22 protein-coding genes and 2 pseudogenes are annotated in these 23,545 nt (G+C 52.0%); 10 read left to right on the top strand and 14 right to left on the bottom strand.

Annotation, left to right across the window (positions count from 1 at the left end; translation table 11 throughout):
- Nucleotides 1–259 precede the first annotated feature (259 nt).
- Nucleotides 260–1,069 carry a Brp/Blh family beta-carotene 15,15'-dioxygenase gene (locus tag C7433_RS03770; protein ID WP_110267651.1) on the bottom strand — a complete coding sequence of 270 codons (810 nt, stop codon included), beginning with the start codon at nucleotides 1,067–1,069 and terminating at the stop codon, nucleotides 260–262.
- Entirely contained in the window at nucleotides 1,066–1,779 is a 714-nt protein-coding gene (locus C7433_RS03765) for a bacteriorhodopsin (protein WP_110267650.1), read from the bottom strand. The genes C7433_RS03770 and C7433_RS03765 overlap by 4 nt, the downstream gene beginning before the upstream one ends.
- Before the next feature lie 912 nt (nucleotides 1,780–2,691).
- On the opposite strand from C7433_RS03765, the gene C7433_RS03760 reads away from it, so the two are divergent.
- Nucleotides 2,692–3,099 carry a nuclear transport factor 2 family protein gene (locus tag C7433_RS03760; RefSeq protein ID WP_110267649.1) on the top strand — a complete coding sequence of 136 codons (408 nt, stop codon included), beginning with the start codon at nucleotides 2,692–2,694 and terminating at the stop codon, nucleotides 3,097–3,099.
- A gap of 221 nt (nucleotides 3,100–3,320) precedes the next feature.
- Here the strand turns inward: C7433_RS03760 and C7433_RS03755 are convergent, their stop codons facing one another.
- Entirely contained in the window at nucleotides 3,321–4,064 is a 744-nt protein-coding gene (locus tag C7433_RS03755; RefSeq protein ID WP_110267648.1) for an SDR family oxidoreductase, read from the bottom strand.
- A gap of 160 nt (nucleotides 4,065–4,224) precedes the next feature.
- Entirely contained in the window at nucleotides 4,225–5,076 is an 852-nt protein-coding gene (locus C7433_RS03750) for a LysR family transcriptional regulator (protein ID WP_110267647.1), read from the bottom strand.
- A 174-nt stretch (nucleotides 5,077–5,250) separates the two neighbouring features.
- Here C7433_RS03750 and C7433_RS03745 point away from each other — a divergent pair, with 174 nt between their 5' ends.
- A complete protein-coding gene (locus C7433_RS03745) occupies nucleotides 5,251–5,736 on the top strand; it encodes a hypothetical protein (RefSeq protein ID WP_233255749.1) in 486 nt (161 codons plus the stop codon).
- A gap of 78 nt (nucleotides 5,737–5,814) precedes the next feature.
- Here C7433_RS03745 and C7433_RS03740 read toward each other — a convergent pair whose 3' ends face one another.
- From C7433_RS03740 to C7433_RS03730, 3 genes are all read right to left on the bottom strand, one after another.
- Entirely contained in the window at nucleotides 5,815–6,309 is a 495-nt protein-coding gene (locus tag C7433_RS03740; protein WP_110267646.1) for an N-acetyltransferase, read from the bottom strand.
- A gap of 278 nt (nucleotides 6,310–6,587) precedes the next feature.
- A complete protein-coding gene (locus tag C7433_RS03735) occupies nucleotides 6,588–7,862 on the bottom strand; it encodes an MFS transporter (protein WP_110267645.1) in 1,275 nt (424 codons plus the stop codon).
- Entirely contained in the window at nucleotides 7,837–8,907 is a 1,071-nt protein-coding gene (locus C7433_RS03730; protein WP_110267644.1) for an amidohydrolase, read from the bottom strand. The genes C7433_RS03735 and C7433_RS03730 overlap by 26 nt, the downstream gene beginning before the upstream one ends.
- A gap of 468 nt (nucleotides 8,908–9,375) precedes the next feature.
- On the opposite strand from C7433_RS03730, the pseudogene C7433_RS23825 reads away from it, so the two are divergent.
- Nucleotides 9,376–9,505, top strand: a pseudogene (locus tag C7433_RS23825) (chorismate mutase); the annotation flags it as partial.
- Nucleotides 9,506–9,512: 7 nt separating this feature from the next.
- On the opposite strand, the gene C7433_RS03720 reads toward C7433_RS23825, so the two are convergent.
- From C7433_RS03720 to C7433_RS03700, 5 genes are all read right to left on the bottom strand, one after another.
- Complete coding sequence (locus C7433_RS03720; protein WP_110267643.1) at nucleotides 9,513–10,457, bottom strand: cytochrome d ubiquinol oxidase subunit II; 945 nt, start codon at nucleotides 10,455–10,457, stop codon at nucleotides 9,513–9,515.
- Nucleotides 10,454–11,815 carry a cytochrome ubiquinol oxidase subunit I gene (locus tag C7433_RS03715; RefSeq protein ID WP_110267642.1) on the bottom strand — a complete coding sequence of 454 codons (1,362 nt, stop codon included), beginning with the start codon at nucleotides 11,813–11,815 and terminating at the stop codon, nucleotides 10,454–10,456. Before C7433_RS03715 ends, C7433_RS03720 begins: the two co-directional genes overlap by 4 nt.
- The gene (locus tag C7433_RS03710; protein WP_110267641.1) at nucleotides 11,815–12,168 is read right to left on the bottom strand and encodes a DUF1641 domain-containing protein; all 354 of its coding nucleotides are present in this window, start codon (nucleotides 12,166–12,168) and stop codon (nucleotides 11,815–11,817) included. The genes C7433_RS03715 and C7433_RS03710 overlap by 1 nt, the downstream gene beginning before the upstream one ends.
- Before the next feature lie 858 nt (nucleotides 12,169–13,026).
- A complete protein-coding gene (locus C7433_RS03705) occupies nucleotides 13,027–13,353 on the bottom strand; it encodes a four-helix bundle copper-binding protein (RefSeq protein WP_110267640.1) in 327 nt (108 codons plus the stop codon).
- Between the two features lie 327 nt (nucleotides 13,354–13,680).
- Nucleotides 13,681–14,739, bottom strand: coding sequence for an SDR family oxidoreductase (locus C7433_RS03700; protein ID WP_110267639.1), 1,059 nt, complete (start codon nucleotides 14,737–14,739; stop codon nucleotides 13,681–13,683).
- A gap of 98 nt (nucleotides 14,740–14,837) precedes the next feature.
- On the opposite strand from C7433_RS03700, the gene C7433_RS03695 reads away from it, so the two are divergent.
- Together C7433_RS03695 and C7433_RS03690 are read left to right on the top strand one after the other, a co-directional pair.
- Nucleotides 14,838–15,728, top strand: a complete 891-nt coding sequence (locus C7433_RS03695; protein WP_110267638.1) for a LysR family transcriptional regulator — start codon at nucleotides 14,838–14,840, stop codon at nucleotides 15,726–15,728.
- An 18-nt stretch (nucleotides 15,729–15,746) separates the two neighbouring features.
- Nucleotides 15,747–16,367, top strand: a pseudogene (locus C7433_RS03690) (GNAT family N-acetyltransferase); the annotation flags it as partial.
- A 106-nt stretch (nucleotides 16,368–16,473) separates the two neighbouring features.
- Here C7433_RS03690 and C7433_RS03685 read toward each other — a convergent pair.
- Nucleotides 16,474–16,896: a MarR family winged helix-turn-helix transcriptional regulator gene (locus tag C7433_RS03685; RefSeq protein ID WP_110267637.1), complete on the bottom strand. Its 423-nt coding sequence runs from the start codon at nucleotides 16,894–16,896 to the stop codon at nucleotides 16,474–16,476.
- 198 nt (nucleotides 16,897–17,094) lie between these two features.
- Between C7433_RS03685 and C7433_RS03680 the strand changes: the two genes are divergently transcribed.
- Genes C7433_RS03680 through C7433_RS03670 form a run of 3 tightly spaced genes read left to right on the top strand, consistent with a single transcriptional unit; the run spans nucleotide 17,095 to nucleotide 19,356 of the window.
- A complete protein-coding gene (locus tag C7433_RS03680; RefSeq protein WP_033738417.1) occupies nucleotides 17,095–17,658 on the top strand; it encodes a non-oxidative hydroxyarylic acid decarboxylases subunit B in 564 nt (187 codons plus the stop codon).
- Nucleotides 17,659–17,691: 33 nt separating this feature from the next.
- A complete protein-coding gene (locus C7433_RS03675) occupies nucleotides 17,692–19,119 on the top strand; it encodes a non-oxidative hydroxyarylic acid decarboxylases subunit C (RefSeq protein WP_058709221.1) in 1,428 nt (475 codons plus the stop codon).
- A gap of 9 nt (nucleotides 19,120–19,128) precedes the next feature.
- Entirely contained in the window at nucleotides 19,129–19,356 is a 228-nt protein-coding gene (locus C7433_RS03670) for a non-oxidative hydroxyarylic acid decarboxylases subunit D (protein WP_072021682.1), read from the top strand.
- Between the two features lie 243 nt (nucleotides 19,357–19,599).
- Here C7433_RS03670 and C7433_RS23530 read toward each other — a convergent pair whose 3' ends face one another.
- Nucleotides 19,600–19,935: a hypothetical protein gene (locus C7433_RS23530; protein WP_146212548.1), complete on the bottom strand. Its 336-nt coding sequence runs from the start codon at nucleotides 19,933–19,935 to the stop codon at nucleotides 19,600–19,602.
- Between the two features lie 258 nt (nucleotides 19,936–20,193).
- On the opposite strand from C7433_RS23530, the gene C7433_RS03665 reads away from it, so the two are divergent.
- Both C7433_RS03665 and C7433_RS03660 read left to right on the top strand, forming a co-directional pair.
- Nucleotides 20,194–21,717, top strand: a complete 1,524-nt coding sequence (locus C7433_RS03665; protein WP_110267819.1) for a GGDEF domain-containing protein — start codon at nucleotides 20,194–20,196, stop codon at nucleotides 21,715–21,717.
- A 465-nt stretch (nucleotides 21,718–22,182) separates the two neighbouring features.
- Complete coding sequence (locus tag C7433_RS03660; protein ID WP_110267636.1) at nucleotides 22,183–23,340, top strand: epoxide hydrolase family protein; 1,158 nt, start codon at nucleotides 22,183–22,185, stop codon at nucleotides 23,338–23,340.
- Nucleotides 23,341–23,545 lie beyond the last annotated feature (205 nt).

The raw sequence follows: 23,545 nt of genomic DNA, 5'->3' as shown, positions 1-23,545 counted from the left end.
GCCTGTGCCGCTGTAAACCCCTGGCGGCATTGGCGTCATTCTGACTGAAGCGCACCGCTTCACATGCGGCTCTCCCGGAAAGCGAACAGTGATCCTCGCGTGATAGCGGTATTGCGTGCGTGCAGCTATGCAGCGATTTTCAGCGGAGCCTTAAACCGGTTTGCTGGGAAGCCACAGTAACTGTCTTTCGCGGGGGCATCCTGCAAGAGGAGGGACGCTTCTGCGTGTTTCCGGCGGGGACTGCGCACATTAAGTTCACCTATTCACGGCTACCTGGCTCGAAGTAGGGCGTAACCAGCATATGGGGAATAGCGAGTGAAGCGAGCGCAGCAAACAGCGATTTAATGTCTGCGTCACTGGACGGATACATCATACAGGTTGTCACTGCCGCCAGCAGGATCGCTCCTGCAAACACCGGCCAGGTCGCATAAAGGTAGCCTGTGTAATGCGCATAGCCCAGCTGAAGACGGCGTAACCGGGTTTGTGGCAGGGCATGCAGAATCAAAAATCCCATAGAAAAGCCGACAAAAGGCGGAAGGAGCAGCAGCGCCAGCGTCCCGGTCATGAGCCGCACATCGTGACGACTCACGCCAGTAATGAGCAGGCTAATGGCACAAAGTGCGCCGGCAATCGCCATGCATAACGTCACGGAGCCGGGCAGAGTGGGTGCCAGCCCTGCCTGGTGAAGAATGATGTTGTATTCTCGCGGGTGAAAGAGGGCCGGCGTCGCTATCATGCTGACGCCTCTGGCCAGACGTTCGGTTATCGCTCCCTTTGGGGCATCCTCAAGGGCAAAATGCAGCGCAGATGCCAGCAAGAAACCGGGTAATGCCAGTGCCGGTGACCAGTGCCACCAGAACAGGCAAAGCAGAATGATCACCCCATAAGCAGCCAGAAAGGGCACCTTACGTCCGCGTTTTACTACTGCCAGATCGCTGGCACCGTGAGCCATGCCAATAACACCTATTGCGACAATGGCAAAAATCAACTGCACGGGCATCGGACTGAAAGAGGCAGCCAGCGCTGCCCCCCAAAGTCCTGTCCAGCCGGCAGTCTGCCGCAGAGTCATACCCGCACAGCACCATCAAAGGTGGTATGGCGCAGCGCTTTTTCAAGACTGGACGCCGCGTAAAAGGCGTAAAACACCTTGGCGATGATATCAAGAACCAGGAATGCCCATACGGACGCAGGATCGGTGATGACTTTTAATCCTTCCGGACCGACAAGGAAAACGATGGGGTAGATGAACCAGACCACCGTCAGCAATGCGACGTTTTTGTTGTAAGCCTCTGCCATCGCCCTGCCGCGCTCAGCGGCAATCGTGCGTAACGGTCCCCAAAGAAGGTAAACCACGCCAAGAAACGCAGCACATGACCAGAGATACCAGACCCATTTAGCGGCGAACGTTTCCGCCAGCGAAGAGACCAGACCGGTGATAATCATCATCACATCCAGAATGATGATGGCTGTTAAAAAGCCGCCCATTTCACCCGGTTTACTCTGCTCATGAAAGGCAACCATAACAAGCCCTGCCAGTAAAACAGGCGTGGTGACAGACCAGTCAGCATAGCGGGCGAGATAAACGATGCTGCCACTCTCTGTGGCCAGATTTCCGAAACCAAAGGCCATGGCCAGATAAGCGGTGGCGGCAATAAAAGGCACTGAGGCATGCATTAACGTGTGATGTCGAAAGGGAAAGGTTTTTTTGCCTGTGGCATAAATTACCAATGACGCAATTGCCATGACCGAAAACCCGATCAAAAATGCGGTTTGATCCATAATACTGTCTCCTTGCACAGACGCCTTTACAGAACCGTTTGTGCTGCCATAAATTGAAATGAGTCGTTATATTCCGAATGAGAATATGTCTGAAGTATATGGCAACCTGTTCAAAGCGCGAGTGACTGAAGCGTATTTCAAAAACGGCTGGAGAAACAGGTTGAATAAATGCTTTTATATTCGGCACTGGCCAGGCGAGAAATGTAAAGAGCTGTTTCACCGGTTTTCACTTTTAACAGTTTGCGTCCATAAATAAAACATTGCCAGGTGTTTTTTGCCTTTATTATTAATAGCTTATTTGTAAATGGTGATTTTGTGGAAAAGGAGAATAAATAACCCGAAAGGAACAGAATTATATTTTTCGCTAGAGAAAATAGAATGGTGTACTAAGCGCGGGATAAGATTTTCAGAGGGCGTTAACCTGCCGCTATTAAAGAGCTTCTCGTATAATCACTGTTAGTGACTATATGGCTGACGCAATCCCCTTTCTCTGTGACGGAATACGCTGGCATTACATTGCTGTTAAGTCAGTCAGCTCACTATTACAATAAGCTGCATTTCATCTCAGAGAGAGCGGTAAAAGCGATTATGCGGCGTTACCCTGTGGAGGGATTATCCAGAATAACTCGCCCGGCATGACTAAATGTTTTTTCAGAACAAAGCGAACAGGTCTGGAAAGCGGTTCGTCTTCATTTTGCCTGAATAAAACCGCGTTAATGATCGCGACATTATCTCAAGTGACGAGGTAAAGGGGAAACCGCCCGCGTTATGCAACATGCTCTTCGAAACACGATCACGTCAGTGACCCGAGTTTTGACCTGCACCATATAACCGCATCTGCAGATAAGCCGCTTGCCGGAACACTAAATTAATCTTGAGGGCCTGGGCTTCAGTTAACGGGAGTGACACTTTATGACGACGCCAACACCTCAGGCTGTAGTCGAAACCTTCTTTCATCGTATCGCCACCTCAGAGGCGGTGAGCGAGATCGCTGAACTGGTCAGTGAAAAGGTGGACTGGCTTATCGCCGGTAATACACAAGTGGTTCCCTGGATTGGGCGTAAAAAAGGCAGAACAGGTGTGGCCGAATTCTATGTGCAAATCCGGGAGCAGACGACGTCAGAAAAGTTCGACATCAACGACATTCTTATCAACGGCAACCACGTCGTCGCCACGGGCGAGCTTGCCACGCGCGTTAAAAAAACCGGTAAGTTAATTGAGACCGAATTTGTACTCGATATGTACATCGAACAGGGGCTCATTACGCGTTTCCGTATGTTTGAGGACAGCTACGCCGTGTCGGAAGCCTGTCGTGAGTGAGAAGCCTCATCCGGTACGAGGAGAGAGAGGCGGCACGACCAGCAGGCGCAATACGGGTGAGACCGGACGCAAAAGCGCCCCGCAGCATTCGCGGGGCTTCTACCTTTACGGTGAAGGGTGCGCATCTTTCATGGGCCCACGGCTTCCGTCAGGGAAGCAATGGAGAAGATGGCATGTTTCTTGTGCCCCTGCCGACATTCCAGCTTGTCTCAGGGCAATGGTCAAAAGTCTATTGCGGTGGGACGTATAACGATTTCGTTGATGTCGATGGCTTCTGGCTGGCTGATTGCAAACGCGATGGTTTCAGCCAGTTTTTCTGCCGGGATAGCCGTTTCGTGTATCTTTCTGACCTGCTCTGCTACGGCAGCATCTGTCACGCTTCCCGGTAAATCCGTATCAACCGGTCCGGGCGAAATAATCGTGCTGCGAATATTGTATGGCGTCATTTCCATACGCAGGCCCTCTGATATAGCCCGTACCGCAAATTTAGTCGCTGAATAAACAGCCGTGGTAGGGCGAACACGCAGGCCAGCTACAGAAGACACGTTAATGATATGGCCGCTTTTCTGGTCTTTCATAAAGGGCAGGGCTGCAGCAATGCCATACAGCGTGCCTTTAAGATTGATATCAATAGCCTTTTCCCAGTCCTCTACCCGCAACTGGTCCAGTCGTGAATTAGGCATAATACCCGCGTTGTTAATCAGCACATCAATCCTGCCGAACGTGTTTACAGCTGTCTTAATCAGTTTTTCGGCATCCTGACGGTTTGACACGTCCATCTGCATGACTTCTGCTTTTCCGCCCGCCCGAGTCAGTTCATCCGCCAGAGCAGTCAGCTTTTCAAGACGACGGGCACCCAGCACGACACTCGCGCCCGCGGCGCTTAAAAGCCGGGCAGTGGCTTCACCAATACCGCTGCTGGCACCGGTGATAACAATGACTTTTCCACTCATATTACTGTTCATAGAAGATTACCTTTACTGGGTTACCGGAAATGACGAGAGAACCTGAACGGGTCGGGTAATAAACACCGGGTTTATTACCCGTCTTCAGAGTCAGGGAGAGTATAGGAGGCTGCAACGCTGTGTGATATTCCAGATTATCACCTGCTCAGTATGCAAAAATTCACAAGCTACAGGCAGGCTCAAGGCAGCCTTTAAGGAAGTCCAGGACAGTACTGATGCGTCTCGCATACCGGACATCTTCATGAACGCTCAACCAGATGTCCTGAATGAGAACCTGGCCATCGGGATTTGTCGGCACAAGGTGATATTCCTTCGCCAGGTATTCGGGTAACAGCGCTATACCGGCATGGCCAGCCGCCGTAATAGCCTGTATACGTAAATCATTACTGAAGAACACAACTTTCAGCCCCGCGCACTGCGCTTTAAGCCAGGCCTGCTGTGGCGTCTCTGTCACGTCCTCATCGTAAGCGATGACGCTCCGTTCTCCCGGTGTGGCGAGATATTCTGCACTGCCGTAAAGCCTGAACTTAACCTGGCCAACGCGCTGCGTACGAACGGCAGACTCAACGGGGCGGACCATACTGATGGTTATGTCTGCCTCACGACGGGTAAGTGAAAGACGTTCTTTGGTCACCAGGAGACTCAGGCGAAGACCCGGGTGATCCTGACGGAGACTTCCAACGTAAGGGGCTATAAAAGCACCAATGAAAGCCGGAGGAGCAGCAACCACTACGTCACCTTCTGCAACATCCTGTTCAGCACTGGAGTAACGTTCCAGTGAGTAGGCTGCCGCATTCATCTGTTCTCCGTAACGTGCTATCTGATGCCCGTCTTCCGTCAGAACATAGGCCCGCGGCCGACGGTCAACCAGCCTGAGATTAACCGACGCTTCAAGTGAGGCTATCCTTCGGGCAATGGTTGCATGATCGACGCCCAGTTTTTTTGCCGCAGAGGCAAGTGAGCCAGTCTGGGCAAAGGTTGAAAAATAGCGCAGATCTTCCCAGTCAAACATAAGGCCTCTCAATACCGGTGAATCAAACTAAGGGTAAAAAGCGATAACTTGCGGCATGCCTTTGCTGCAAGGCCAGGCATCGTAACGGTGCATAAGACGGCTCCTGCACCTGAAAGGTAGCCGGAAAAAGCGTAAAAAACAGCGCTGTTAAACGGTTTTATTGCCTCTGGTCAGATGAACGACTGTCTGTGGGACGACAACCTCGCTCCGCGCGAAGCCATTGAACTGGCGTTGCGCCGTTCGGCAACTATGCAGACAGAGCAGGGGCACCCAAGCGGTTGGCTTATCGCGTTATCCGTCAATACCTGTTCGCCCGGGCATGAGCATATCCGTAAGCTTCTTGAAGCACGCCGCAGCCGTATCCGCGAAGGGTGCCTGAAATGCGTTCTCAGAGCAACAGGCTCGGGCGAACTGGCTGCAGACACGAATGCACAGGCACTGGCCAGGTATCTGCACAGCGTTGAAACAGGTCTGTCAACCGAAGCGCGTGATGGTGCAACAGGCGAGGAACTGAATGCCGCGGTAACCTTCGCGATGAAGACCTGGGACGCCAGTCGTTTGCAGCATGTTAATGAGCGAGGGCGTGAGGTTGTTTTAGTCTGCTTTTGGTACAGCGCGGACATCTGCATCCTTCATCGACTGCTATGCGCGAAAATGTGACGTTCGCAGTTGCTCTTTCAGGTGACAGTGAGCGTTGATCAACTGATGGCAAGTGTATCAACTAAGGGAGCGCTCTGGTTATGCTGTATCGCTTAGTGCCAGCTGGCTCAGGCTCGCCCCATGCAGATAGTAATTTACGATCTTGTCATTTATTCTGCCGCCCAGAGAATGATAAAAACGGTTAGCGTCAGAATTAGATTTCTCAGCGTTCCAGCTGAGGCTATGGCATTCGTGTTTAAGCGCAAGCATGGCTATAAAGCGCATCATCGATTTACCGATACCTTTACTTCGAGCGTCCCTGGAAACATAGAGCTCTTTGATGTGCAACTGACTGCTGTATCGGGGAGAAGGGAAAAGCAGGCTGCAACAGGCCAGTCCAGTAATGCTATTGTCGCTGTGAGCCTTGATTACCATGGTTCCGGAAAGCGGGTTAGACAAAAAATTACGGAGATAATCCTTCATCAGTGATTCATGAATTGTTCCCTTGCCATAATAATGTTCTTCCATTTCAGTAAAAATGGTTACCATGGATTCCCATTCCTCAGGTGGACATAATGCTACCTTTACTTCCATGTTTATTCCCTTTCGTTAATTCAGCATCGTGGTCGCCAGGGGACATTTTCGCGCATCAATCTGCATTATTACCAGAACTTCAGGCTGTCTGGCAGATTTGCAGGGGCGGCTTTGTCATTCAGAAAGGCCCGCCCGTTTCTCTCTTGATTGTCCCGATGTGTCGATTGTGGCTCTTTCTCAGTTGTTTAAAAAAGTCTTTAAAGAGCGAGGAGAGCCCATTACATACTAAAAAAAGCACGACCAAAACAGTCGTGCCTTATCAGGCTTAAAGAAAAGGGCTATTGCAGCTTAATGCCTTTCGTTTCGGGTGCCATCCACACCACAACCATTGCGGCGATAAAGGCCAGAACCGTGGTCGCCAGCCCTGCGGTAAATCCCCCTATGCTGGCAACATAGCCAATAAGTAGCGGTGCAATAAACCCACCTAAGCGACCACCGTTATAAGCCAGGCCCATTAAAAAGCCGCGTGACTGTGTGTCGCCAATAATCTCAGCAAGGAAGGGCCCGGAGCCGGCAAAAATACCGTTTACACCAAACCCCGCCATAAAGATGGCTGCCATCAGAACCAGTGGCTGGCTTGTCGCCAGATACAGGCCGACTGCCACAGCGCCGATAAACAGGTAGAGCAAAAACATGGGCCTGCGCCCCCATTTATCTGCCAGGAGTGAAAACACAAGGAAGCCGGCAATCGCACCTGTTTGCAAGGCCAGCACAAATTTCAGGCTGTGCAGGAAATCAAGGTGCTTCACTTCACGTAGATAGGTGGGCGTCCAGGTAAAAACACCCCAGAACAGGTACTGAATGAAAAAAATAAAGGTAAAGGCCAGCAACAGTCCTTTCAGATTCGTTTTGCCCGACCGCGCCGTCTGGGTCGGTCTGTGAGCCCGTTCCCGCTGGCGTGCCAGCCACACTGGCGATTCAGGCGTGATATAGGCAATGACCATCATGATAAAAACCGGCAAGGCGCCAATCATGAAAAGGTATCGCCATCCGCCGTTTTCCAGTTTGCCTGTCATCGCCGTGACCAGTGCCGTCAGCCCAATCGCTAAAATGGCCCCCACCGGCAAACCCATTTGCATCAGTGCACCACCCCGGGCACGGCGTTCAGGGCGCCACGTTTCGGCGATGAGCGCTGCCCCTGAGGTCCACATCCCACCCATTCCCAGTGCCCCGCAAAATCGCAGCAAAGCAAAAGTTTGTTGATGATGGGAAAAGGCCAGCAGTCCTGAGAAAAGCGAATAGATCGTAATACAAATGAAAGCGGTTCTGACTCGTCCGATTTTGTCGGCGACCATCCCGAACAGAATGCCGCCAATGATCTGTCCGCCAGCCGTGGTGCTGATAAACAGACCCAGTTCAGTTTTGCTGACAGCAAATACCACGCCAAGCACAGGCAATAAAAGCGAGAGCAAAAATGAGTCATAGCTTTCAAAAGCCCACCCGAGCCCACCCAGCGCGAGCGTTCGTTTTTCTGCCGATGTTTGAGAGAGCGTCAGGTTGGCTTCATTCTGTTCCAGTGGATGAGCCTCATGCGGTCTTGATTTGATATTCATCAGCATTCTCCAGGGAAGATAAGCGATAGCTCAACGCTGCGGTGCGCCAGAAAAGGTGTGCTTTTTCGTCGGCAGACATGTGTTCAGCCAGCCGTTTGCAGGCGTTCCAGAACACGCCATAGCTGAACATGCCTTTGTCGACCGGGAAATTGCTGGCAAACATACAGCGTGTGACGCCGAACGTTTCGACCAGCGTTTCAAACAGTGGCCGCCAGGCGAGAGAGAGCGTCAGCGAGTCCGGTGGTGTGGCGTTTTGTGCGAAGGGAAAGCCCATGACAGTCATGCCAAAGCCGCTGATCTTCATGCTGACGTTTGGTCGTTCAGCCAGAGCGGTAATGGCGTTTTGCCACGTCTGAAAGGTGGTATCCCTTTTGCCAGCATAAGGCCCCGTGCCGATCGGCCCGCCGCAGTGGTCCACAATGATATGAAGATCGGGTTGCGCATCTGCCAGCGCAATAATGTCATCAAGCTGGGTGTGATAAACCCAGACATCCAGCGAGAGTCCGTTCCGGACAAGGCAGGCTGCGCCTTTGCGAAATGCGGTAGTGGTGGCAAGGCCAGCAGGCGGTGTGACAGGGCTTGATACGACGCGGGGATCACTGTGCCAGGCAAGCGGATTACGCATTCCTCGTAAACGTCCCCCTGAGCGCGCCATCATGAGTTCAATGACGGGTTGCAGGTCATCTCCTGCCAGCAGACTGGCACCACCTACAATCGCTTCGCAGCCTGCTGCCTTACCATAATGGCCACTGTCAAACATAGCGGCAGCGCCGCTCGCGAACTCAACCTCACCCACGGGCCTGAAAGCTTCAGGTCCGTTACAGCGCAGCATGGAACGGCACTGCACATAAACCGTCGACAGAACCCGGTGTCCGGACTGCTCAATATCGTGGCTGAACTCAGGAACCAGATAACGTCCTGACTGGCGATCCCATAAGTGGTGATGAGCATCCACTATCGTTAGATCGGGCATCAACGCGTTTTCGTGATGCCGTGCCAGCCAGTTTTCTCTGACAGGCAAATGCGGTGCGTTAACTGTCTCCATCGCTTCCCCTTATGCTTTCCGAACCCAATCTGACGTTGCTGACAGGGCCCGAGAGCCAGTCTGCACGCAATGCGAGGTTTACAGAGTAAAACTGTGTTTTACAGAATAAATTGACTATAGAGTCATCGCCCAGCGGCAAGCCAGCAAAAAGAGGATGTTAATTGTGTAAATAAGATGTTAATCACAAATAGCCGGTCTTAACGTCAAAGACGCGTTTTTAGCGCGTTGTTACCGCGCAATGTGTACGGGTCAATCAGTACACGTGATAACCCTGTCAGCTGCAGGTTTAAGGCAGAACATCGCGAAGGAGCGCCTGCGTCGGGCATAAAGGGAGAACCGACACTTCCGGGGTCATTACGATGCTGATAGCTACACGCGTCTGGCTGGAATACTGTATTTAACCGGAGGGTTATGTCATGCCGCGTACTTATAAACAGGTAAGACGGGATAGATGGGCGTTTTTCGGTAATGGAAACGGCAAGAAAGCGAATCGATGAAATCGATAGTGCACGGGTTAACCTCATCGCGCAACGCAGCGAATGTGTTAAGGCTGCCGCAGCGTTCAGTTCGTGCGCCAGATCGTGTCTGTCAGGTTATCCGTGGGATCATTTGACCCGTCCCCGAAAAACCCAGAAAGCCCAGCTATTGTAGGCCAGTGTCAGGGGCATAATGATGGCGATGCCTGCCAACAAGAAATACTGACCAGAGGCACCTGACGAGGCGTCATGCAGCGTTAACGTACCAGGAATCAGCCATGGATACATGCCGGTCATCAGGGTGATAAACGTGAACGTCACCATCAGCAGCGCAAAAATTAACGGCGATAAAGCGGCGTTACTTTTCAACTTCACGATCAGCCCTGCCCAACAGAGTGCGACAAGCGCGAGGCTTATTTTTCCGGGAAGCGTTGAGAGGGCTTTCTGCCAGGGGGCAGGTAAATACGCTATGTTAAAAATGAAAAACAGGAAAGTCAGCCCCAGTAACCACCCACTCAGTTGCCTCGCACGTGTGTTTGCCTGATCGCCCACGCGCCAGCGTATCCAGCAACAGGCCAGCAGGCTGTTAATCCATACCATGCCCAGGCCACTGATTAATGCATATGCCGACAGCCAGCTAGATTCGGTTTGACCCGGTAAACCGCTCACCAGTAAGCCGGCCATGTAGCCCTGCAAAAAACCGGCCGCAAACGACGCGATAAAAAGGACGAAATCAAGCCAGCGCTTAACGCGAGATGAAGCCTGACCGCGGTATTCCAGCGCCAGCGCACGGCCAAAGAGGGAGAAAAACATCAGAAACAGCGGAATATAGATAGCATTAAAGATCCGGCTGTAGGCCGCGGGAAATAATGCTAAAAGCGCACCCGCGGTCAGGACAAGCCAGGTTTCATTAGCATCCCACACAGGCAGGATGGACTGGACCAGGCGGCGGCGATCCTGCTCATTATCAAAAAAAAGAATAACGGAACCGACGCCCAGATCGGTTCCGTCCAGCAAGAGGTAGATGAGTAACGAAAAGGCTACCGTGGCGGCGGACAGATCATCGAGACTCATGAAGAGGCCTCCGTGCTGATTTCGTCGCTGAGCGCATGACTGTCGAACGAATTAACGAGGCGTACGAAATAATAGATTCCCAGGCCAAAGACCAGAGAATACACCCCGATGATGCCGGTGAAAGAGAAGATGACGGTCGATAAGGAAAGGGGAGCAATACTTTGGTCGGTACGTAATAACCCGTAGATCGTCCAGGGCTGACGGCCCACCTCAGTCACGATCCAGCCTGCGAGCAGGGCAATAAAGCCAGCGGGCGTCAGGCCCACAACCCACTTCATCAACCGGCGCGGCCACAGCGCGCGCCGGTAACGCAGCCAGAGCGCGGCCAGGCTGGTCACAAAAATAATGAGCCCCATACCTACCATTACGCGGAAGGCAAAAAAGACCGGCCAGACCGGCGGCTGTTGATCAGGCTGGAATTCGCTCAGGCTTTTAATGTGCCCGGTGAGGTTATGGCGCAAATAAAGTGAGGCCACTGTCGGGATCGCCACTTCTGCGTGGTTAACCTGCGCTTTTTGATCGGGCAGGGCGAAAAGGCGTAAAGGCTCCCCCTCACCCTGAGGCGGCCTGCGCCAGCTGCCTTCAATTGCAGCCAGTTTGGCAGGCTGGTAGTCACGGGTTTTTTCGCCCTGTAGATCGCCCGTTACGATTTGCAGCGGCATAGCAATCAGCAGCAGCCAGAGGGACCAGGACATCACACATTTCGCGGCACGGTCGGCGGGCTGCTTAAGTAACCGCCATGCACTGGCCCCGGCAGTCACGCAAAAACTCGCAATAAGAGAAGCCAGCACCATATGCGTAAACCGCAGTGGAAACGAGGGAGAGAAGACGATGCTTATCCAGCTCCTGGCATGGAAAATACCATGCTCATCGCGGAGATAGCCAACAGGCGTTTGCATCCAGGAGTTGGCGGCAAGGATCCAGAATGCGCTGAGGAAAGCCCCTAACGCCACCAGGCAGGTTACAATGAAGTGCAGTTTTGGGTTTATTTTACCCATACCAAATAACATCACCCCGGTCAGGCCTGACTCCAGGAAAAACGCCACCAGGATTTCATAAAACATCAGGGGGCCCATGACGCCACCCACTTTATGAGCAAAGGGGCTCCAGTTGGTACCAAACTGGAATTCCATGACCACACCCGAGACGGCACCTACTGCAACCGTGAGCGAAAAGACTCGCATCCAGAACTGAAGCGCCTGCCAGTGGTGTGAACGGCGGTAGCGTAACCAGGCTCCTTCCAGCAAAACAATGATCAGGCCAAGCCCCAGGGTAAACGCCGCCAGCACAATGTGCATGCCTATCGTCAACGCAAACTGCGCGCGCGATAGCAAGAGTACGATTTCGGATTCAGGCATCAGCTTCGCTGACCACGGTAACGGCTGACACCGTTTCCAGACGATTGTCGGCTCTCCTGGCCCGACGCGCACATGTCTTGCCGGGCCGGTTTTATCTCCCGCCGTAACGTTTCGTCTTTCATTAACCTGATGATGTGCTCATCAGCCCGTCCTGCCATCTGCGCCGTTTTTGCGGCATGAACGATGACTAACACCACCGGATTAAACGCCCCGGACGGAATCGTTACCTGCGGCTCAAAGCGCCGTAACCGCTTCTGCACGGCATTGCGCACACCAGGCGGATGCGGGTCGTTGACTGGCTGCGCATAAATCGATGTGTGGCTATCGGCCTTGCCCGTGACAGGACGCAGCAAACCCTGTCGATGTCTGCTTCCCCGCAACCAGACAGAGCATCTGCTTGCCGTATGCCCGGTGCGGGAAAATTCCGCGCCAGGTCTGGCGGTTCGGCGATAAGAATGTCGCTGGACAGGCCGCCTGTTCAGGGGGCAGGGGGTAACACGGCCGACGCCTGACGGCTGTTCCGCATCGCAGACAGAGGAGTATGTTTCCATCGTATTCGCCTTTCTGACCAACAGGCCCGTGCGCTGAAAGGGTGACTCGCTGTTGCGCATAAACGGACCGGGTAATTTACTCAACGTTTTTTAAATTAGCTGTCAGACGGGAATAAAGCAGGCGAACCGGCAGACTGAATGAATGAAAAACCGCCGTCAAAGATAACAGTCAGAAATTTTTAATAACTGTAAACAGTCAGTTAGCGCAGCTGGATAGACGCTCGGGAATAATCTTAATTTTAGTCATGAGTGGGATGATCACGTTACCGCTTACTCCTGAAATAACAGGCTGCAATAAACGAAGCGCAGACGCTGATCTATTCGTTTGCCGCTGTGCTCTGAATGGTTATTCCAAATGGATTTTGATTCATAAAAGAATACATGTGCTGTAGAAAGTCAGGTAATGACAGAATTTCAACGCTACAGCTTACAACTCCTGTATCCTGTGACAGTCCTTTTAAAATGATTTTATGCACGCATTAAACCTGTCACCGCGCAGAACGTATCAGACAGGGCCTGGCAACCGGTAAACTGAGTCGGCGAGTCATGCAGGATAGCGTTGGCGCGACTGGATCGAGGTGACATCAGCTTCAGGCTGAATATTCACTCTGATCCTTTACCTTTATAAAAACCCGCCAAAGCGGGCCTGATAATCTGTCCTCATGCGGCCATCTTCCTGCAGTGTTCAGCACACTGGTGACAGGCTCTGGCGCAGTCCTGGCAATGGTCATGTTTGTGCTGACCACATTCATCGCTGCACCGCTGACAGACCTCCGCACAGAGCTGACAAAGCGCTGACGCAAATTCGCTATTAAGCGTCATAAACTGCGCGGCAAGACGACAAATATTGGCACATTGCATATCCAGTTTTATGCACGTGCGCATCATATCGACATTTTCTTCTTCAAGGCATGAGGCGGCACAATGGTCGCATGCGGCTGCACACAAATAACAAGCCTCAATACAGCTTTTGTATTCATCACGCATAATATCTCCTTAGTTAAGGTGGATTAATAAGCATGAAGAAGATGGCTGTTTATTCAAGGCTGAAATGACGCAATAACCGGTTATACAGGCTACATGGTTGACTTCCGGTGAATTATTCATGAGTACTTAATTCCGTTATGCCGCGACGGACATAAAACGACGATTAACGTCAAAGAGGGGATAACGCCCGTGCGTCATAATCAACGCACAGGCATCATCAGCGGTTTGCTAAGCCCGCATTTTTTATACGACGGATCTGTTCCCGCGCAAGGGCGTCCCGACTGCCCACTTTTGTTTACGCCGGCCGGAACCCGCGGCGGTCAGCGATTAAGGAATTATGCGGGCAGCTCTGAACTGTCTGAACAGACGGAAGAACATCTCATCTGTTGCCTGCATGCCCCGAAATCCTGCACGGCGCAGCTTACTGCCATCGCCGAACATGTCGTAATCCCAGCTAAAAACAAAGTCTGCGAACTGCCCGTCGTTCAGCTTCAGAATGTCAGATTCTGCCAGACGCTTGCTCAGCGCAAGTTCACGCCAGACTGCGCGGTAATCTTTGAACATACGCTCAAACGACATTCTCACGGGCGGTGCGCATTCAATCTCAAACCAACGCGCAATCAACGGCCAGAGTTCAGCCCAGCGCCAGACATCGCCGTTGTTGACGTTGAACGCCTGGTTTGAGGCCGCGGGTGAGGTGGCTGCCCAGAGCGTTGCTTCGGCGAGTAAACCTGCATCTGTAAAATCAACGATGCTGCCCCAGGTCTGCGGTGATCCAGGAAAACGGAGCGGGAGATTCAGCGACTGACAAAGTGAAGCATACAGCGCGATGCTCAGTGCAAGATTCATGGTATTACCGGGCACGTTACTGCCTACTACGCCCGGCCTGACAGCATTCCATCGCCATAACCGTCCACGTTGATAATCGCTGAGCCACGTTAGTTGAGCCGCATTGAATTCAGCGCCAGCAACGCCAGGATCGCTTTCACGCGCAGGCGTTTTAAAGGGACCAAGATGTGCGCCATACACTTTATAACCCTGCATCAGGCTTACCGTTTTTAACGATGCCACGGTATCAATGTTGGACACCAGATTACGCAGCATGGTGACGTTGGGTTCCACCATTTCGGCCCAGGTGGCCGCGTTAAGCCAGGCACTGTAAAAAATATGCGTGACATGCGTTAACGGCTGCAGCGCACGTGCGGCCTGCCCGGCATCCCGTAAATCTACGGTGACAACGGGTAGGTTTTGGAGATGCGGCGATGGGTTACGGCTCAGGCCAATCACCTCCCAGTCATTTTGCAGCAGCGTGTTAACGAGCTGACGCCCGACAATGCCACTGGCTCCCGCGACCAGCGCGACGTTTTTCGTTTGCAGCGTATTCATGCATTTTCTCCAGATAAGGTGACGGGAGAGAGTGTGATATATTCATTTTTTTGCGCATATCCCCCTTAACTGATGGCACTTATAAGTGAAATCATTAAATGAACAACAAGCTTAACGCGATGGCGACGTTCCTGCGGGTCGCTGAGGCAGGCTCCTTTTCCGCCGCTGCACGCCTGATCGGCATGAAACAGTCTGCCGTGAGTCAGCAGATTGCCGCACTGGAAGCAGAGCTGGGTGTGGTGTTATTTCGCCGGACAACGCGCGTTATGATGCTCACTGAGCAGGGAGAGAGGTACAGACGTGACATCAAACCTTTGCTGGATGCCATACGGGAAGCAGAAAGGGCGCTCAATCCCGGGGATCAGCAGTGGCAGGGCACGGTGCGCGTGCAGTTGCCCAGCGGCTTAGGGCGTCTTTTTCTTCCCCATCTTCTGGCGCTCCAGAAATCGCACGCCGGATTACATCTTGAGCTTTCACTTGATGATCGTATTGCCGACCTGGTCAGTGAAGGGGTAGATGTTGCGGTGCGGCTGGCGGGCAAATCGCCAGACTTACATGCGGTACGCATGCTGGGCCGCGTGACATCCGGGCTTTATGCGGCGCCGGGATTTAAACAAATTCATTCAGTTGATGAGCTGACGCAGTTGCCTCATATCCGGTTCAGCGGTCTCGCGCTGGACAGGCCTCTGCGGTTAGTTTCAGGAGAGGAGGCAATCGAATTAAAGGTGAACACCGTTTTTCGGGCCAACACCAGCGAAGGGCTCATCGCTGCTATTCAGGCAGGTATCGGGATCGGGGGCATTCAGCATCCGCTGGCAACGGAAGGGCTGGCGTCGGGGTTACTGGTTCCTGTCCTGCCAACATGGCGACTCCCGGACAGGTTTCTTTATGCGATTTTTCCTGATGCCCGTTTTATTCCCCCGAGCGTCAGGGGCGTTGTGGATGTGATCGTGCAGTTACTTCCTCAACTGGTGGGTATTCACGGTTAAGCCTGGTCCGTTCAGACGGGCACTGAGCGGGTCGCCGCTGCGCTGAGAAAGCTTGACCCTGCGCGACAGCACACTGTCTCACTGGGGCTGTCATCCTACGCCCGCGCACTTAAAGCCTGTCGTGAAAACACAGAGCTTGATGAACACAGCCATGTGAGCATCGTCACTGGCTACCAGCCGGGCATGGCAGGCCGCATTACGGAGATGCATGGCCGTTACTATGCCAGAGAGCACAATTTCGGTGCCTTTTTCGAAGCAAAGGTCGCAGCGGGCCTTGCCGATTTTACGGGACGTCTCGGTAATGAAGGCAACCAGATCTGGCTGGCAGTCATGAACGATCGTATCGTTGGCTCTGTGGCCATTGATGGTGAAGATCTCGGGAACAATGAGGCGCATCTGCGCTGGTTCATTCTTGACGATGACTGCCGGGGCAGCGGCCTCGGTCGAAAACTGATGGCAACGGCGATGGCGTTTTGCGATGAGCAGAAGTTCTCTGCGGTGCAGCTATGGACCTTTAATAAGCTAACGGCGGCAAGGCGCTTATACGAGTCATTCGGGTTTGAATTATCGAAAGAGTGGGAAGGAGATCAATGGGGCAGCACGATTACGGAACAGCAATTTACCCGCAAAATCCGCTAACCGCGCCGTAAATATTTCCAGGCGGCGAAGATAATCCTGGTGGTTTGTCATTCCGCTGCGGGTGCGACCCGGCGGTTAAACCTGTTTCTAAAAGGTAAGGATGCTTTCAGGAAACAGGTTTTTTTAACATGATCTTCAGGAGGCTGATGATGTCGTTTTGTTCATTTTTTTCTAACCGGTTCAGAAAATGGGAATCAACGCGTTCAGCTATCGGTGCCGCAGTTTTAAGCATCTCTTCGCCCTGAACCGTCAGCGTAATAAATCTACGACGTTTGTCTTTTTTTCCCTCTGCACGGTTTATCAGTCCCTTACGTTCCATCCGAACAAGCAGTTCTGCCAGCGTAGCCTTTGAACTCAACGCCGCCTCCATCAAGTCCAGTTGTTCGATTCCCGGTTGAGCATGAACGGCTGACAGAACAGCGAACTGTTGCTTTGTCAGAAAGGGCATCTTTTCCTGCCATAAGGCGGTATGTTCCTGAAGAAGTTTCCGCGTCAGATGAAAGAAAAGGTTGCTCAAGTCTTTGTGCATTAAGGTTTATTCCTGATTTTTTACCCGCTGTGTCCTGCTAATGTTAAATCATTATTCCCTCCGTTCAACACTCTTTGTCTGCAGACATAAAAGATAACGCTGATAATAGTAACCATAGAAATCAATTGACTTTCAGGGCGTGCCTGGCGTACCGTCAATTTCATTCGTACACGAACATTATTTTAATGAGGCAGTCAGATGAGAATTGTCATCGGTATGACGGGAGCCACAGGCGCGCCTTTAGGGGTTGCGCTGCTCAGGGTTTTACAGGAAATCAGCGAGGTTGAAACGCATCTGATCTTGAGCAAGTGGGCTAAAACCACAATTGAACTTGAAACGCCTTTTTCATCGCGTGAGGTGATGAATATGGCTGATGTCGTGCACGGTCCTGCCGACCAGGCCGCTACCCTCTCGTCAGGCTCTTTTCACACCGATGGGATGGTGATTATTCCCTGCAGTATGAAAACGTTAGCTGGCATTCGCATCGGATACGCGGAAGGGCTCATTGGACGGGCTGCTGACGTCATCATTAAAGAAGGCAGAAAACTTGTCCTGGTTCCCAGAGAGACGCCTCTCAGTCCTCTTCATCTTGAAAATATGCTGGCCCTCTCCCGTCTTGGCGTCGCTATGGTTCCGCCAATGCCTGCTTTTTATAACCACCCCAAAACTATTGATGATGTGATCGATCATGTCGTCGCCCGTGTTCTCGACCAGTTTGGAATTGCCTCGCCAAAGGCAAATCGCTGGAAAGGCCTCAACTAGTCTTTAAAAATTTCTGAGTATGGAGAGTGAATAATGGCGTTTGATGACCTACGTAGTTTCCTGAAGGCGCTGGACGAACAGGGCCAGCTTCTTGAAATTGATGAAGAGGTGTTGCCCGAACCGGATATCGCCGCCGCGGCAAATGCGACAGGGCGAATGGGTGAAGGCGCACCGGCCCTCTCGTTTAAAAAAATTAAGGGTTACCATCATGCTCATGTCGTGATGAACACCATCGGTTCCTGGCAAAACCATGCCATTTCGCTGGGCCTCCCACTAAATACACCAGTGAAACAGCAGATAGACGAATTCATTCGCCGCTGGGAAACGTTTCCTGTGGCTCCTGAAAGGCGCGCCAATGCGCCCTGGTCAGAAAATACCGTTGAGGGTGAAGAGATCAACCTCTTCGACATCCTTCCACTGTTTCGCTTAAACGATGGCGATGGCGGTTTCTATCTTGATAAGGCCTGCGTAGTTTCACGTGACCCACTTGACCCGGAACATTTCGGGAAGCAAAACGTTGGCATTTACCGGATGGAGGTGAAAGGTAAACGCAAACTCGGGCTGCAGCCCGTGCCGATGCACGATATTGCACTTCATCTTCACAAGGCAGAAGAACGTGGCGAAGATTTGCCCGTGGCTATCTCGCTGGGCAATGACCCCGTTATCACGCTGATGGGAGCCACGCCGCTGAAATACGATCAGTCAGAATATGAAATGGCAGGTGCACTACGCGAAAGCCCGTACCCCATCGCGACGGCCCCTTTGACAGGCTTTGATGTGCCATGGGGATCGGAAGTCATTCTTGAAGGCGTGATTGAGGGCCGCAAACGTGAGATTGAAGGACCGTTTGGCGAATTTACCGGTCACTATTCCGGCGGTCGCAAGATGACGGTTGTGCGGATTGATAAAGTCTCCTACCGCACTAAGCCCATATTCGAATCCTTGTATCTGGGCATGCCCTGGACCGAAATTGACTATCTGATAGGCCCGGCAACCTGCGTCCCTCTGTATCAACAGCTGAAAGCGGATTTCCCCGAGGTGCAGGCTGTAAATGCCATGTACACGCACGGTTTACTGGCCATTATTTCTACTAAGAAACGTTATGGCGGGTTTGCCCGTGCGGTAGGGCTACGGGCGATGACGACGCCGCATGGTCTGGGCTACGTCAAGATGGTGATCATGGTCGATGAAGATGTCGATCCCTTTAACCTGCCTCAGGTGATGTGGGCCCTGTCTTCCAAGGTCAATCCACAAGGCGATCTCGTTCAGTTGCCAAACATGTCCGTACTGGAACTGGACCCCGGCTCTAGTCCCGCAGGGATAACAGATAAGCTTGTGATCGATGCGACGACACCGGTCGCACCCGATATACGCGGCCACTACAGTCAGCCGGTAAAAGACCTGCCAGAAACATCACTCTGGGTTGAAAAGTTAACGGCCCTGTTATCAAATCGCGGTTAAGGAGAGAGTATGATTTGTCCACGTTGTGCTGATGAGCACATTGAAATGATGGCAACATCGCCTGTTGAGGGTGTATGGACGGTACAGCAGTGTCAGCATTGCCTGTACACATGGCGCAGCACAGAGCCGGCCAGAAGAACGGAGCGGGAACATTATCCTGACGCTTTCCGGATGACCCAACATGATATTGATACGGCGCCGGAAGTCCCGTCTGTACCTCCTCTGTTAACCCGGTAATTTCCTTTATGGCGGGCCCAGGCCCGCTATGAATGATTTGCCACGTTAAACCTGCTTCATTTCTGTTACTGAATCAAAAAATTATTTGATGACATGACGTTGTACTGAAGTGATATTAAGTGGGTGAAATTAATAATCGGCAGGCGCAGGCAGTAGGCTTAGGGCACGTTAACAGTAATCGTCACCGGGGCCGGTGTCAGCTTCACACGGCAGTAACGATCACAGGAATATAAAGCGGCTGGTTCACATGACTAAATTAAAAAAGGATGTGGGGTTACCGTGTAGCTGACGAGGACCAAAAGGGTGCCCGAAGGCTTCCCAGCCTGAGGGGGTTATCTTCAGCGCTCTGAATTTACCCAGACGACTCAGCCATCTCCATGAGATAAAAGCCCCCAGAAGAGCGGAACCGAGTGGACCTGAAAGGTGATACTGACGCTCGGTCCAGTCGAGGCACATACGATGATTCTCTTCCCATTGTTCCGGGATTTCTGTTCCCTGTTGTTCTAACCAACGATGCCCTGTGTCTGTCAGCACATCGCGCTGGCTTTCCCCGCTGGCAATCAGTCCACGGGTAAGCATCCCTTTTCGTGAGTCATCTGCGTTTCTGGCTTTTTGACAAACAGCCTGGACTCTCTTCAGCCCGGCGGGCAATACAGGGGAGACTCAAATGATAAAAACCTTGCAAAGGCAGTTGAGATGTTCGCCCGCTCAGGGAGGTCTGGTCAAACCTCAGAAAGCTTTTAAAATCGTCCACCTGCTATATCCTTAAGTGTTTCTAATGCCTTCCGGAGTCATGCCTTCTTGAATCAGTTACCCGATAACGTATCTTCCCCGCTGATGCGGACATCGCTTGGCCGTAGCCTGGCTGTATTTTTACTCGTTACGGCCCTGTCGGTTGTCGGTATTAACGCGTGGTCTCTCTGGAATGACTGGCGCCTCAAACTTTCTGAGCGGGAGGAAGGCGCGCGTAATCTTTCCGTCTCACTTGCCAGGCAGGCCGAAGACGCGTTTCTTCAGGTGGACATCACTCTTAGCGACGCAGTGAGGCAACTTACGCTGAACGGACCGGAGTATGCTTCCACGTCAGCATTTAAAGCGCAAATCCACGAGCAGCAGGGAAAGCTTCCCCAACTGCACGGTTTGTTTATCTATGACAAACAAGGTAACTGGGTCGCGACGTCAGGCAGCTTCGTGCCGGTAAAGGCAACTAATGCTGACCGGGACTATTTTATCTGGCACCGCACACATGCTGATACAGGGATTCATATCAGTCACGTAATCCGAAGCCGCTCAACGGGCGATTTGGTCATACCGGTATCGGTCCGGCTGAATGATGCCGCCGGCAATTTTGCGGGAGTTGCGCTGGCGACTGTGAAGGTGGATTATTTTCGGCAGTTCTACAGTTACTACAGCCTGGGCAAGCGGGATATGCTGGCGCTTATCCTTGCCGATACGTCCGTGCTTTACATTCGTCCTTTACCCGATTCCTATATTAACCGCAGCCTTTCTTCAAGCCCGTTGTTCAGGAGCGTGCTTAAAAATTCTGACAGCGGCAGTGCGTCATGGCGCTCTGCGCTTGACGGTGTGGAGCGGATATTTGGTTATGCCCGGCTGGAGCGGTATCCACTGATTGTAACGGCAGGATATGACCGGGACGAAGCCCGGGCTGAATGGATATCTGAAAACCTGATCGATTTAGCACTCAATGTCGTGCTGCTGTTTGTCATCACCGGGATGGGGTTATTTATGCTGAGACAGGTCAGAGTCAACGTAAAAAACCAGCTGGAGCTGACGCTGGTCAGGGATGAACTTACCGGCATTAACCATACGCTCCAGTCACTGGCACTGGTGGATGGCCTGACGGGACTGGCTAACCGCAGGCAGTTTGATGTGCTGCTGGAAAGAAATCTGAAACGCTCGGCTGAGTCAGGTGAACCGCTGTCGCTGATTATGGTGGATATTGACTACTTCAAGCGCTACAACGATACGTACGGGCACGTGACGGGCGATGAGTGTCTGAAAAAAGTAGGTGTTGCCCTTAAGAGCGTTATCCATCGCAGTGACGATATCGTGGCCCGTTACGGTGGAGAGGAGTTTGCTGTCATCCTGCCAAATACCGGTCAGGCTGATGCACTGAAAGTGGCGCAACGGGCGGTGCAGGCCGTGTCCGATGCCGGACTGGTGCATAAAGCAACCGCTGTAGAGGGCGGGACCGTAACTGTCAGCGCCGGGTGCGGGACGATAACCGCCAGGGGAGACGCCAGTGAGGCAGAAAGACTAAAAGAGCAGGCTGATAACGCGCTTTATCAAGCCAAGCGAAACGGAAGAAACCGCGCCCACAGTGGAAACAGTCAGTCCTGAAAGTATGGGGTTTAAGTTGTTCAGCGTCGATCGTCTGCCTGAGCCACGCAAAGACATATACGGGTTATTTCAATCCGGCAGCGACCAGAAATCCACTGGGTTACAAACCTGTTTCTACACAGCGCAGCCCAGACTTCGCTAAAGAAAGTATGAAAATCTTTCGTTTTCCAGAAAGTCCGGTGCACATCCATTAATTTCTGGCGTGACAACGTCTTCTTCTGACACAAAGCGGACAGGCTGACTGAGATGAAGGTCCGCTTTGAGCGAAAAGCGGACGCGCGAAATTAGCCGACAGTAGAGAGTTTGCTAATGAAGCCGCGTATTCATTTACAGGGAACAGGTCAGCTAATTGAGTTGAACGTCCGCTATGCTCCTGGAGCAGGCAGAAAGATATCGGCAAATATCTTTAGCAGTTAAAATTTTACTCTCAGGGTCAGCGTGCATACCTTAAGGAGACTAATCTTTATGAAAGCAGAACGTTTCGTAATTGATATCCCTCAGAGTCAGCTTGATGATCTCGACCGAAGGCTTACAGAGACCCGCTGGCCACGTACAAGCAATGATGATAGCTGGGGAAAAGGTGTACCTTCGCAATTTTTAAAACCGCTTATAGAGTACTGGCATGACCGTTTTAACTGGCGTGAACAGGAAGCTTCCCTGAACCAACTCCCTCATTTTTGCGCAGAAATTGAGGGGCACCGTATCCACTTTATTCATGTTCGTGGGAAGGGAAAGTCGGCCATTCCGCTTATAATGACACATGGCTGGCCAGATTCATTTACCCGCTACACAAAGTTAATCCCCTTTCTGACAGATCCTGCCCGATATGGCGGGCTGGAAAGTGATACCTTCGACGTTATCATTCCCTCCGTACCGGGGTTTGTTTTTTCACAAACTCATTCAGGCCAGAGCCTTAACAATGCTGAAGTTGCCCGTCTCTGGTTCAGACTGATGACTGAAGTCCTTGGCTATCAGTCCTTCTGTGCTGCTGGTGGCGACATCGGTTCCGGTATTACGCGCTACCTGGCCTCTCTCTATCCTTCCCACATCAGAGCAATTCATCTGACTGACGTTGGGATCCTTCGGGAACTGTTATCGCTGAAAGATACGGAATACATGACGAAGGAGGAGCAGTTATATCGAAGCAGAGCCTCAGCATGGTTTGCTGAAGAATCAGCATATATGGCACTTCAGGCGACGCGGCCCCGCACGCTTGCATACGCGCTTAACGATTCACCGGCAGGTCTGGCTGCATGGATTACGGAAAAGTATGTCGCCTGGAGCGGGGGTGATGGGGACCTGTTCAGTCACTTTAGCCCTGAAGACATCCTCACCAATATTTCGTTGTACTGGCTGACCGACAGTACAGAAACGGCTGCGGCGATGTACAGACAAAATGCGCGAACACTTCCAGCTTTGACTACTACGTCTGTTCCTGTAGGGCTATGCTGTTTTCCATCCGATATATTGCCACCACCAAAAAGCTGGGTAGAAAAACATTACAACCTATGCCACTGGACTGAAATGCCGCGGGGAGGCCATTTTGCAGCGATGGAAGAACCTGCGCTTTACGCTGAAGATGTAAAACTCTTTTTCCGTACTTACAGAAGCGCCATTGGTTGAATAACAGAAGAGCTGGCCAGCAAAAAAACAGTAAGCAATGACCGTTAAATCTGAAGGGTGTTACCTCAGACAAAACCCAAACTGTTTCCGGAAGACTTACCCTGGCTATCTTCAAATGCAAAAGCTTTTGATTGGAATTTTCATTATGGCAGATGAATCTGACCCAGACTAAGGGGAGCTGGATGTCCACTTCTGGCACGAAGCG

The sequence above is a fragment of the Pantoea sp. PNA 03-3 genome, assembly GCF_003201175.1.
Lineage (GTDB): Bacteria > Pseudomonadota > Gammaproteobacteria > Enterobacterales > Enterobacteriaceae > Pantoea > Pantoea stewartii.
This window is presented reverse-complemented; position numbering and strand designations above follow the sequence as displayed.